This is a genomic window from Mycoplasma seminis, assembly GCF_030718845.1.
In the GTDB taxonomy this organism is placed as follows: Bacteria; Bacillota_I; Bacilli_A; order Mycoplasmatales; family Metamycoplasmataceae; genus Mycoplasmopsis; species Mycoplasmopsis seminis.
The window spans coordinates 521,275-533,834 of record NZ_CP132191.1; the positions used below are offsets into that span (position 1 = coordinate 521,275).

Annotated in this window: 13 protein-coding genes and 1 pseudogene; 11 read left to right on the top strand and 3 right to left on the bottom strand. The window is 27.8% G+C overall.

Annotation, left to right across the window (positions count from 1 at the left end; all coding sequences use genetic code 4):
- Positions 1-71: 71 nt before the first annotated feature.
- Positions 72-314: a YneF family protein gene (locus Q8852_RS02285; RefSeq protein ID WP_305938372.1), complete on the bottom strand. Its 243-nt coding sequence runs from the start codon at positions 312-314 to the stop codon at positions 72-74.
- Between the two features lie 72 nt (positions 315-386).
- Positions 387-1,460: a M42 family metallopeptidase gene (locus tag Q8852_RS02290; RefSeq protein WP_305938373.1), complete on the bottom strand. Its 1,074-nt coding sequence runs from the start codon at positions 1,458-1,460 to the stop codon at positions 387-389.
- 341 nt (positions 1,461-1,801) lie between these two features.
- On the opposite strand from Q8852_RS02290, the gene Q8852_RS02295 reads away from it, so the two are divergent.
- The 9 genes from Q8852_RS02295 to asnS all read left to right on the top strand — a co-directional run bounded on the left by Q8852_RS02295 (position 1,802) and on the right by asnS (position 11,727).
- Complete coding sequence (locus Q8852_RS02295; RefSeq protein ID WP_305938374.1) at positions 1,802-2,566, top strand: hypothetical protein; 765 nt, start codon at positions 1,802-1,804, stop codon at positions 2,564-2,566.
- A 77-nt stretch (positions 2,567-2,643) separates the two neighbouring features.
- The gene (gene dnaE / locus Q8852_RS02300; RefSeq protein WP_305938375.1) at positions 2,644-5,571 is read left to right on the top strand and encodes a DNA polymerase III subunit alpha; all 2,928 of its coding nucleotides are present in this window, start codon (positions 2,644-2,646) and stop codon (positions 5,569-5,571) included.
- On the top strand, positions 5,564-6,460 hold the full coding sequence (locus Q8852_RS02305; RefSeq protein ID WP_305938376.1) for a 5'-3' exonuclease: 897 nt from the start codon (positions 5,564-5,566) through the stop codon (positions 6,458-6,460). The genes dnaE and Q8852_RS02305 overlap by 8 nt, the downstream gene beginning before the upstream one ends.
- A complete protein-coding gene (locus Q8852_RS02310) occupies positions 6,454-7,026 on the top strand; it encodes a dephospho-CoA kinase (protein ID WP_305938377.1) in 573 nt (190 codons plus the stop codon). The genes Q8852_RS02305 and Q8852_RS02310 overlap by 7 nt, the downstream gene beginning before the upstream one ends.
- 44 nt (positions 7,027-7,070) lie before the next feature.
- Positions 7,071-8,042 carry a replication initiation and membrane attachment family protein gene (locus tag Q8852_RS02315; RefSeq protein ID WP_305938378.1) on the top strand — a complete coding sequence of 324 codons (972 nt, stop codon included), beginning with the start codon at positions 7,071-7,073 and terminating at the stop codon, positions 8,040-8,042.
- Positions 8,043-8,051: 9 nt separating this feature from the next.
- The gene (locus tag Q8852_RS02320) at positions 8,052-8,939 is read left to right on the top strand and encodes a hypothetical protein (protein WP_305938379.1); all 888 of its coding nucleotides are present in this window, start codon (positions 8,052-8,054) and stop codon (positions 8,937-8,939) included.
- A gap of 1 nt (position 8,940) precedes the next feature.
- On the top strand, positions 8,941-9,786 hold the full coding sequence (gene fmt / locus Q8852_RS02325) for a methionyl-tRNA formyltransferase (RefSeq protein WP_305938380.1): 846 nt from the start codon (positions 8,941-8,943) through the stop codon (positions 9,784-9,786).
- 107 nt (positions 9,787-9,893) lie between these two features.
- Positions 9,894-10,355 carry a YhcH/YjgK/YiaL family protein gene (locus tag Q8852_RS02330; protein WP_305938381.1) on the top strand — a complete coding sequence of 154 codons (462 nt, stop codon included), beginning with the start codon at positions 9,894-9,896 and terminating at the stop codon, positions 10,353-10,355.
- 13 nt (positions 10,356-10,368) lie between these two features.
- On the top strand, positions 10,369-11,727 hold the full coding sequence (gene asnS / locus Q8852_RS02335; protein ID WP_305938382.1) for an asparagine--tRNA ligase: 1,359 nt from the start codon (positions 10,369-10,371) through the stop codon (positions 11,725-11,727).
- A gap of 95 nt (positions 11,728-11,822) precedes the next feature.
- Here asnS and rpsT read toward each other — a convergent pair whose 3' ends face one another.
- Positions 11,823-12,083 (bottom strand): 30S ribosomal protein S20, encoded by a 261-nt coding sequence (gene rpsT, locus Q8852_RS02340; RefSeq protein WP_305937581.1) that lies wholly within the window; start codon positions 12,081-12,083, stop codon positions 11,823-11,825.
- A 179-nt stretch (positions 12,084-12,262) separates the two neighbouring features.
- Here rpsT and Q8852_RS02345 point away from each other — a divergent pair, with 179 nt between their 5' ends.
- Positions 12,263-12,385: a hypothetical protein gene (locus tag Q8852_RS02345; protein ID WP_305937582.1), complete on the top strand. Its 123-nt coding sequence runs from the start codon at positions 12,263-12,265 to the stop codon at positions 12,383-12,385.
- Between the two features lie 67 nt (positions 12,386-12,452).
- Positions 12,453-12,554, top strand: a pseudogene (locus Q8852_RS04535) (hypothetical protein); the annotation flags it as partial.
- Positions 12,555-12,560 lie beyond the last annotated feature (6 nt).

The window sequence follows — 12,560 nt, forward strand, 5'->3', positions numbered from 1 at the left end:
TATAAATTAATAAATTAATTTTAGCAATAAAAAATTCATTCAAAACGAATGAATTGAAATTATTTTTTGAATTATTTGTTTTTTGCTTGATTCATAGATTTCATAATTTGTCTAATTTGAGTTTCACTAGCTGTTCTACCCATTTGTTTAAACATAATACGAATCATTTTTTCGTTAATAGGTGGGTTTTCTCTAAGTTGTTGTTCAAACTTTTTCTTTGTAATAAAGAATGTTACAAGTGCTGCAGCAAGAGCTACTAAAATAACAACTCCAATAATCATACCTGCAAATGCACCATTTGACATTTCTACCATATTGCCTCCTTATGTATTTTTAAATTATATATTAGATTTATTAGTTAAAAAGCTTATTTTTAAGACTTTTTACTATTTATATTTAATTTCTTGATATCTATCTGGATTAAATTCTTTTAAAAAGGCTACTAGTAAATCTTTTGCAGCAAGTAAATCTGAAATAGCACATACTCCAATAGGTGAGTGAAGGTATCTTTGTGGAAGTGAAATCGTTAAAGTTGCAGCTCCTCCACGAGCATATTGTAATTCATGAGCATCAGTTCCTCCACCCATTGAAACAAATTTGTATGCTGGAATGTTGTATTTTTTAGCTACTGAAACAAATTCATTAATTAATCCTGTATCCATTAAGTTTCCACCATCTTTGATTCTAAGAGCAGCTCCTTTAAATAAAGCTGTAGTTCCAGGAATTGTTCCAATTGTATCATGTGAAGAAGTTGTATCAAGCGCAATAGCAACATCTGGATTAACAATTGAAACTGAAGTTTTAGCTCCACGAGTTCCAACTTCTTCTTGCACTGTTCCAACTAAATACAAGTCAACATCTAATTCTTCAGGTGCTATTTCTTGTGCTAAAGCTTCAAATACAGCTACTCCAGCTCTATTATCCATAGCTTTACCACCAATTAAATCTTCATTAGCAAATAAAATAGTTTCTCCACTCATTTGAACTCTATTTCCAATTTCCACCCCAGCATCCAAGGCTTCTTGTTCATTTTTGAATCCAAAGTCAGCATATAATTCATCATTACTAATTGCTTTAGAAACTTTTTCTCTTTCCATAATATGAATTGAAGTGTGTCCAAAAAGACCTAAATAAGTACCCTTTTCAGTAATTAATTTAGCTTTAGTTCCAACTACAGTTGTAGCTCAAATTCCTCCAATTGGACTAAGAAGTAATTGTCCACTTTTGTCGATTCTTCTTACGATATAACCAACTTCATCCATGTGTGCAGCTATCATAACTTTAGGTGCATTAGGATTTTTTGAAGGTTTATGAAAAATAATAGAACCCATTTTATCTCTGCTAACTTCATATCCTTTGATATTTTTTCTTAATTCATCAGCTACCGGTTCTTCATATCTAGACATAGCTTCAATTTCCATGTATTTTATTAATCTATTTTTGAATTCTTGATTAGTCATTTTTTATCCTTTCAAATAATGCTTTAATTATATCAAATAAGCTTAATATGTATCAGCATAATTAAGCTATTAAATAAGGTTTTTTCAGTACAAAATAAGCTGAAATGTAGTAATTTTATTTTAAAAATTTAATTTATTTTATACTGGTTAAAGATATGCTGGATTAGTTTAAAATCCCCAAATTTAAAAGTTTTTTTTAAAATTAATAAATTTGAATAAAACACGTAATTTTCTTTCTTTTAAATACTACTAAAAATCTTTTTAACTCTACCTCCTAGGCTCAAAAATCTTCCAAAATATATTCCCGATTATATATATATATATATATATATAATACCTACATGAAAAAATTTTTATTACTTTTAGGCGGAATTAGTTCTGCTGCTATATTACCTTTAAGCATGATAGCATGCAATAATGAACAAAAACCATCAGATGATAATAAAAAATGAGATAATGATGGTCAAAAGAATCCAGCTGATAGTGCTGGAAGCACAAATGGAGGAAGCAACCAAGAAATAGATAAACCTGCAAATCAAAATCCAGGAAATAGCAATGGTAGTGCTAATGGAGGAAATAATCAAGAAAGCCCTTCTACAAATGGAAGCGGACAAGAAGCACCAGTTGATAACATTAATGAAAAAGTTCAAAATAAAGCTGAAATGTTAAAATTTGCTAATGATTTAGAAACTGAATTATTCTCAAATCAAGACGAAAAATGACAAAAAGCTTGAGATGAAGTTTACCCTTTAAACCCTGATAAACATTTTCCAGCAAGCAATGTTGAATTTATCATTAATCACCTTAAAACTATTTGAGATAAAATAGCACCTTATGAAAAAACAAATCCTAGTTGATTTAAAAACTTTTCATATGAATATACGTTTGATGAATTTCACGATAAAAAACTAATAAATGATTTTTTATACAGCATAGCTAAAAATTCTACAATTACTCAAGTTTTACAAAGTGGACCAGATTTAGAAGGTGATTTAGCTAATTTTACAAAAACAGAATTAACAGGTCCTGATTTATTAACACTATACTTAGTAGATTGAACTGCAATTAAATCTATTCAAGACCACAATAAAGTTGACGAAAAGTAGTCAACTTTTTTCTTTTTTCTAAAGAAAAAAATCAGCTTTTTAGCAGTAGATATTAGATAATACACTATAATACAAATATGAAAAAAATATATCTTCACACAAATACAGAATACTCTTTTTTAAATTCAGCAATTCGTGTTCAAGAGCTTATTGCTTTAGCACAAAAAAATAAGATGGAATTTCTGCCTTTAACGGATATTGATAACTTATATGCGTTGCAATATTATTGAGAAATGCAAACTAATTATGGAATTAAACCACTAATTGGACTTGAACTAGATTTAGTTGAAAACTTTAGTGTATTTTTACTAGCTAAAAATAATGCTGGATACATATTTTTAAATGATTTAATTTACAAAAGAACTCAAGGACAAGACATTTCTTATTATGAATTAGAAAATGAAAATGTTTATGTTATTGATCATGAATTTAAAGGATTAAAAGCTAAAAATATTACAGTTAAAAATTATTTAAGTAATTTTTATTTAAATAATAAAAAACAACAAGAAATCCAAACACTTTGAGCCCCATGTAAAAAAGTTCTTACACAAGAGCAAAATGAATTAATTCCTATTTTAAATGCAATTGGTAATATCGAATACACTCAACATTATTACTCTGATTATTTAGACGAGGATGATTTTGCTAATGTTGATGAAACTGTAGCACAATTAACTGAGCAAATAGCCCTTAGCTGTAATGTTATAATGCCGGATAAAAGCATTAAATTAGCTAAGTTTGATGGGGATGTTAAAAAAGAATTAGCTAAATTGCTTTCAAATCAAAAAGCATTAGATTTAATTTATACCTTTGGTGAAGATGTAGTTAAACAAAGAGTTTATTATGAATTTGAAGTTATTAAAAACTTAGGATTTTTAGACTACTTTTTAATCATTCAAGACATTATTAATTATGCAAAATCACAAGGAATTGCTATCGGACCAGGAAGAGGTTCGGCTTCTGGTTCATTAATTTCTTATTTACTAGGAATTACTGATATTGATCCACTTGAATTTGATTTATTGTTTGAAAGATTCCTAAATAAAGACCGTGTTTCACTTCCTGATATTGATATTGATATTCAAGATAGTAGAAGAGATGAATTATTACAATATATCAAAAATAAATATGGTGAGCAAAATGTCGCTTTAATTTCAGTGTTTCAAACTTTAGCTTTAAAAAATTCATTAAGAGATATAGCAAGATACCTTAATATTCCTGTTAGTGAAATTGATAAGGTATGTAATACCTTAAAAAATACTGATACCTCTTTAGTTGAGGCTTATAAGAATAATGAAAAATATAAAAACTATGTTGATTTACATCCGAGATTACATTATTTAGCAAGCCAAATTGAAGGATTACCTCGTCAAGTTGGAATTCATGCTGCTGGGGTTATTATTTGTGATCGTCCAATAAAAGATGTTGTTCCAGTAACTTATAATGCTAATACCTTGCAGCAAGTGGAATTCACACTAAATTATTTAGAAAGATTTGGATTAATTAAAATTGATTTTTTAGGTCTTAAAAACTTAACTATTTTACAAGAAATTGAAGATATGATTCAACCACAATATCGTTTTGATAATTTAATTGGTAAAAGTTATTCTAAATTTTTAGACGCTGATGCAATTAAACTGCTAAATAATTTATTAACTAATGGTATTTTCCAATTAGAATCTCCCGGAATGCAAAATGCTATTAAAGAAGTTGGAATTGATTCATTTGATGATATTTATGCAATTATTTCACTCTTTAGACCTGGACCAATGCAATATATAGCTACATATGGTAGAAATAAACAAAATCCAAATAATATTGAAAAACTTCATCCATTGTATGATGAAATAGTTAAAAATACTTATGGAATAATTGTTTACCAAGAACAAATTATGCAAATAGCTCAAAAAGTTGCTGGAATGAGTTTTGCGCAAGCTGACCTTTTACGTAGAGCTATTTCTAAAAAAGATGAAGCTAAATTACATAGTTATAAAGCTGCATTTTTCCAAGGTGGATTACAAAATAATATACCTCTTAATGTACTAGAAGAAATTTATTCAAATATTGAAAAATTTGCTGCTTATGGATTTAATAAATCACATGCAGTTGCTTATGCATTAATTGCTTATAAACTTGCTTACTACAAAGCAAAATATCCATTAATTTTCTATAAAGTATTAATTTCAAACTCTTCTTCAGATCAACAAAATATTAAAAAATATGTTGCTGATGCTACAAATCAAGGCATAAAAGTTCATTCACCTGAAATTAATGTTTCTACTGATGTAGTTGAAATTGTAAATAATGAATTATATTTACCTATTTTAATGATTAAAGGTGTCGGTGGAGTAGCTGCTGGTAAAATTACTGAAGAAAGAAAAACTAATGGAACTTATAATAACTTTATTGAAGCATTTTTAAGACTTAGAAATATAGCTGGAATATCTGAAAGCGTAATTGATAATTTAATTAAAGCAAATGCTTTTAGAGAATTTGGTGGTATCGCTACTTTAATGAATGCAAAAGAAAAATACGCTAGTGTATTTAATGAATTATTTGAAACTTCATACAAAAAAGTTAAAGGTGATAAAAGTGCTTTACTACTTAACTTTATTAAAACCCAAAACATTGCTGATGTAGTTTTTGACCTAATTCCTACTGATGTAGCACTAGAAATGAAATATGAATCCGAATTATTAGGTGGTGTTTATAATGCTCTTAGTGGAATTGCAAATATTGAAGGATACAAAACTCTAGCTGATGTTAATGAGCATTCAACTTGAGTTAAATGTTACTTATCTAAAGTTCAAAAAGACGCAAAAGGTCGTCCAAGAGTTTCTCTAGTAGATAATTCAAAAAGCGTTTTAGCCTTTGGATTTAGTTCTAAAGCAAGCGAAATTTTAAACAACACTCAACCAAGAATGATAATAGCACTACTTAAACTAAATAAGGCTAATTATTATACTTTCATTGATTGAAAGGAAGAAAATAATAACAATGAATAAAAAAGAAAAACACTTACTAATAGATGGGAACTATTTAATGTTCCAATCTTTTTATGCTACATATTATGGTAATCCAACTAATATTATGCGTAGTTCTAAAGGAGTTCCAACTAATGGAATTAACTTATTTTTACATCAATTAATTAAATTAATTGACTTTTACAATCCTACTCATTTATATATAGCTTTTGACTCGCCAAAAAAAAGCTTTAGACATGATATTTATCAAGATTATAAAGCTGGTAGAACTAAAGCACCAGAAGAATTATTTGTTCAATTTAACTTAGTTAAAGAAATTTTAAAATCTTTAAATGTTAATTTCCAAGAAATGCCTGGATTTGAGGCTGATGATTTAATTGCAGCTTACTGTAAACAAGTAGCAGATGATCAATTCAAAATCATCTTTTCAAGAGATAAAGACTTACAACAATTAATTGATCAAAATACTGCAATAATTCAAAAAGATAGTAATAATTATTCTTTACTTACACTAGACAATTATTTCCAAATTTATGGATTTTTACCTTCTCAAGTAATTGATTATAAAGCTCTTGCTGGAGATAGTAGTGATAATTTACCTGGAGTTAAAGGAATTGGTGATAAAACTGCTGTTAGCTTAATTCAAAAATATGGATCAGTTCCTAATTTGTATCAAAATGAAGCTAATTGAAGTAATGATTTAACTAAAAGTGTAATTACTAAATTACAAAATGGTAAACAAGATGCACTATTTTGTTTACAAATGGCTACACTAAATCCTAATGTTACTGATTTTGATACTAATAAAGATGACTATGTAATTGATTTAGATATAGAAAATGCAATTATGCAACTAGAGGATTTAGAACTTAGATTTGTTTTAGCTAAATTAAAAGAATTAATATGATAGCAATAGTTGGAAAAATAGCTTCTGGTAAAACTACATTTTTAAAATCTTGTGCTTCGCTTGGATATTCAACTTTTTCTTGTGATGAATATGTAAATTATTTATATACTCAAAACAGTGATTTTATTAATAAAATTAAGCAAAATATTGGTGAATTTTTGATAAAAAATAACCAAGTTAGCAAGGATGAAATCAAAAAATGAATTCGTCAAGATTTGACTAATTTACAACTAATAGAAAAAGAGGTTTTTTTAGAGATAAAATCGCATTTACAACAGCATCAGTATGATTTTGTAGAAATACCAATTTTAGCTACAAAAATAGTAGATTTTTCGACTTTTTTCTCTTTAATTCTTAATATGCAAATTTCGCCTTCTCAGCATGAAAAATTGCTAAAAAATAAGGGTGTGGATAACTTTGTTTTAGAAATTTTATTAAACCAAAACGCCTATAATTGAGAGGAAAAAGATTTTTTTAGAAATAAAAAGGTTGTGAATATCCCCTTGAATAAACGTGATAATTTAGATAAAATTAAATTATTATTACACGAGATAAAGCAAACTATGTAAAATATAAGTACCAATATTTATTTTTAAATTTCAAGGAGCTAAAAATGGACTTACAATACAGTTATTTTGCAATCGAAAAAAGTAATGAAATCACTAATGATGATTTAGTTAATTTAAGAGAATTTTATGGTCCATTTTTAGGCTCAAATCCTATCTTTTTATATCACTATTTTTTAGATTACGTAAAAGACAGTAATTTTAAACGTTTTAATTATGATTTTGCTGCTTTAACCACCTTTTTAAACAGTGATTTAGATTCACTTTTAAAAGCTAGAAGACAACTTGAAGCTTGTGGTTTAATTAATTCATATGCTGATCATGAAAGAAAAATAATGATCTTTTCATTGCAAAAACCACTTAATGCTTTCGGATTTAAACAAAACCAATTGCTTTCAGATTTATTACGTAATCACATCGGTGAAGAAAACTATAAACACATGATAATTTCAAAAACACGTCCTTCAACTTATAAAGAAACTTACAATGTTGAAGACGTTTCTACTGATTTCTTCTCAGAATTCAATCACACAATTTCTGCACAAGTTAATAATACTTTTGTTGAAGATGTGATTAGAATTGGTAAAAGCAGAAAAAGTTCAATTCAAAACCAAAGATTTGATTTTGCAACTGCAACTAAACTTGAAATTGGTAAAATTAAATATCCAAATGAATATGAAGCTATTTTAAAATTAACTTCAATTCAATTTGCAGAACAATTAATTAATTCAGAACTTGATCAAAACACTTATGCAACTATTTCACAATGACAAGGCAAATTAAAAGATGATAAAGTGCTTAATTTAATTTTATTCCTTTCATTCTATCACTCAAAAAGAAATGATGGAAGACCTATTAAAGAATGATTAAAACATTCAGGAAGCATGATTAATGAAGTTATTCAAATGAATTTAACTGATTTTGAAATGGTTGAAAATTACTTTGATGGTAAATTAAAAAACACTTATGATTTAAAAGTGTTCCAAAAGAAAGAAATATTAAAAGCAGCTTTAAAATAAGGAGGCACAATGAGCTCAAAAGCTTCATTTAACTCACTACTTAGTCAAAACATTAGTAAAGAATCTTTAATTGCTCAAATTAAACAAGAACCTTTACTAGCTAAAGTTTTCAAAAAATTAAAAGTCTCAGATTTTGAAATCTGGGATTACTTTAATTTTTTTATAGATTATAAAAACCAATTGCAAAATCCAGATGCTTCACCTTATTTATATCAATTTTCTAGAGATGAAAATAATAAGTTACTAATCACCAAAAGCATTGCACATAATGCTAAAGGTGATAAATATCGTATGTTAAATAATATAATATTGCAACATATTTCTGAACCTTTTTACTCAGAAAATTTAAATGATTTAGATATTGATGATAATTTATATTATGATTTAGCCGGTATTAAAATTGAAATTTTATTAGCACTGCAAAAGAAAGATTTTAATCCTTTATATGGAGTTTATTTCCATGGACCAGCAAATAGTTATCGGGTAAAATACCTTTCAGCTTTAGCTAATACTTTTGCTTTAAACGATGTAGCAGTGACATACATGGATTTAAATCAATTAGATGAATGAGTTAAAAATTTAATTGGTAATTCTGAAGATATTAATTATTTAATTAATGAGCTTTCAAATGTTCCAGTGCTGATTTTAGATGAAATTGGGCTTAAAAAATATACTGAATGATTTTTAGAATCAGTTTTATTAAAAATACTACAAAATAGAGCTCAAAATAATTTATTAACTTATTTTGGTTCATATTTTCCACTAAATGAATTAGCTAAACATTTTGCTACCAGCAAAAAAGCCAATAATGTAACTGTTGTTTCAAAACCATTAATAGATAAATTAATTCACTTAATAATTCAATTAACTAAAGTAGAAACTTTTATAGGAGTATAACATGGAAAAATTAAAGATTATTTTAGCAGGAACACCAGTATTTTCAGTTCCCATTTTTGAAGAAGTGATTCAAAACTTTGATGTAATTGCAATTATTTCTCAACCAGATAAACCAGCTAATCGAGGATATAAACTTGAACCTACACCCGCTAAACTTTTGGGTGAAAAATATGGTATCAAAGTTTATCAACCCAATAAAATTAGTGAAATTTATGATGAGTTAGCTCAGATTGATTTTGATATTTTACTCACTTGTGCTTTTGGGCAAATTATTCCGCAAAAAGTACTGGATTTACCTAAAAAAGCTGCTTTAAATATTCATGGTAGTTTACTACCTAAATATAGAGGTGCAGCTCCAATTCAATATGCTATTTGAAACGGAGATAATATCACAGGTATTTCACTTATGTATATGGTAAAAGCTATGGATGCTGGAGATGTAATTACTACAGTAAGCACACCTATTTTAGATAGTGACACAAGTGATAGTATGTTTGAAAAAATCTCTCTTTTAGCTAAAGAAAATATTACTGAATGATTAAATAATTTTGCTGCTGGTAAATACACCCCAACACCTCAAGATGAAACTTTAGTAACTATGTCGCCTAAGCTTAATAAGGAAGATGCTTTATTAAAACCTGAAGAAAGTCTAAATGAAGCATTTAATAAAATTAGAGCTTTTAGTTCAAATCCAGGAGCTTATTATATTTTACAAGGCAAAAGAGTTAAGATTTATTATGCTTCAAAAACCAAAATTCCAGCCGGTTTAAAATTACAATTTGCTGATGGAATTTTATATGCAACCGATTATCAATTCGAAACTAAAAAAAGAGTAAAAGTCGCTTAATTTTAGCTGAAACATCTCCAAAAATAATGGAGATTTTTCTTTTCTTTTATATTTAAATATAAAAGAAAAGCTTTATAATTTACACATAAACAAATTAGGAGGTTAAAATGATATTTGACAAACTTGAAAATATCAAAAAGTATAACTTTAAAAATGATGTTTTACAAAATGCTCTTGAGCTCGCACTCAAAGGCAATATGGAAGAATGCTCACATGGAGTTCATCAATTTTCTGATGATATAAAGCTTGTTAAACGGAATTTTAGCCCTCTTTATCAAGAAAATTATGGTGAAATGCATGATTACACCATTGATATTCATGTCTTTTATCAAGATGATGAAATTATTTATTTTGACCCAGAGCCAAAATACACTCAAAGTGATATTTTAGACATTAATAAAGAAAACGATGTTTTCTATATTAAGGCTTCACAGTATCAAAATAAAGTTAGATTAACTAAAGGAACATTTGCGCTCTTTTTCCCAGGTGAATTACACAAAATTACTTTTGCAAATGAATCTTTAGAAAGTAAAGATAAAATAATAATTAAAGTTAAATACCAAGATTAAATTTAGGAGAATTATGCACTCAATTAAAAAAATAATCCTTAAACCAGGATTTTATGACACATGAACAGATGTAACTGTTGAAGGGTGAGTTTCAAGTAACAGAGGAAACAAGAAAATTCGTTTTATAGAAGTAAATGATGGTTCAACAATTAAAAACCTTCAAGTAGTTTTCAAAGGAGAAAACTTCGACTTCAATATTTTAGATAGTTTAAAACCAGGAAGCGCTATTGTAGTTAAAGGAAGCTTACATGCTACACCGGATGCACCTCAACCAATTGAAATGATTGCTACACAACTTGTTGGATATAAAAAAGTGGATGAAGATTATCCAATTCAATCACAAGAAATGAATTTAGAAACATTACGTGAAATTCCACACCTTAGACATAGAACTAACCTTCTTAGAGCTATTATGCTTATTCGTTCAACATTAGCTCAAGAAATTCATAAATACTTTATTGCTAAAGATTTTTACCTTATGGCTAGCCCTATAATCACAAGTAATGATGGAGAAGGAGCTGGAGAAACATTTTTAGTTTCAGATAATGAATCACAAGACCCATTTTTTGGAAAAGCTAAAAAAGCTACTTTAGGAGTTACTGGACAACTTCATGGTGAATCTTATGCAGTTGGAATGAAGAAGATTTATACTTTTGCACCAACATTTAGAGCTGAAAAATCAAACACCAAAAGACATTTAGCTGAATTCTGAATGATTGAACCAGAAGTTGCATTTTATGATTTACTTCAAACAATTGAACTTGCTGATGATATGCTTAAAGTAGTTATTAGAAACACTATGGCTAAAAATAGAATGGAGCTTGAATATTTAGATTCAATTTCAAACAATGGATTAATTGATAGATTAAACCACTTTGTTGAAACTCCACTTAAAGTAGTTGATTATGCTGATGCAATTGAAGAACTTAAAAAAGTTAGAGATATCTTTGAAAACAAAGATATTGAATTTGGACTTGATTTAGGTTCAGAACATGAAAGATACTTAACTGAAAAAGTTTATAATGCTCCTGTGGCTATTATTAACTTCCCTAAAGATTTCAAAGCATTTTATATGAAACAAAATGATGATGGAAGAACTGTAGCTGCTTTTGACTTACTAGTTCCCGGAGTTGGAGAACTTGTTGGGGGATCTCAACGTGAATCTGATTACGATAAACTTTTAACTAGAGTTAGAGAACTTGGAATTGATGAAAAAGATTTAGAATGATACCTAAACTTACGTAGATACGGTCACATGCTTACTTCAGGATTTGGACTTGGATTTGAAAGACTTGTTATGTATGTAACAGGAACAGAAAACATTAGAGAAGCTATTCCATACCCAAGAACAACTGGAAGCATTAAAATGTAATAATTACTCGCCTAGCGAGTTTTTATTTGCAAATAAAAAACCAAAGATTCCTCTTTGGCTCTAATTTGCATTAGATTAGTTAACTAATTAAATGACTATTTGTTTTTGTTTACAAATTCATCTAATCTAGAGTGTTTTCTTGCACCTTTATTTGCATGGAATACACCTTTAGAAACTGCTTTAGCGATTGTTTTGTGAGCAAAAGCTACTAATTCGTTAGCTTTAGGATCTTTAGCAATCACAGCTTCTCTAGCTTTACGTACAGCTGTTTTAACACGAGATTTCATAGCTGCGTTTTTTTGACGAGCTTGTTCCATCTTAGCTATACTTTTAACTTTTGACTTAATGTTAGCCATTATGTCCCCCTTTTTCTAATATTTTAATTTATTGAAAAATCAAATATATTATATATTGATTTTTAAAAATACATAATTGTGTTTAAGGCTTAAATATAGAGGTTTTAAATACTTTTCTATTTTTTATACTTTGTTATTATTACATACAACATAGTAGCAATACGGTATAATAAATTCAAATGAAAAAAACAATAAATTTATTTGAATCATTCGCCGGAATAGGTTCACAATATAAAGCACTTAACAATATAAGAAGAGAGAGAGAGAGAGAGAGAGAGAGAGGAGCTTTCGCTCGAAATTAATAATTTAGGAACTATTGATTGATATATCGATGCAATAATATCTTATCAACTCATACATTATGGAAAATTAAAACCCGAAACGAAATTATCGCATAATGAAAAAGCAACACTTTTAAGCAAATATACATTTAGTTCAGATTCTAAGAAACCAGTTTCAAAGAAATATTTCTTCAAC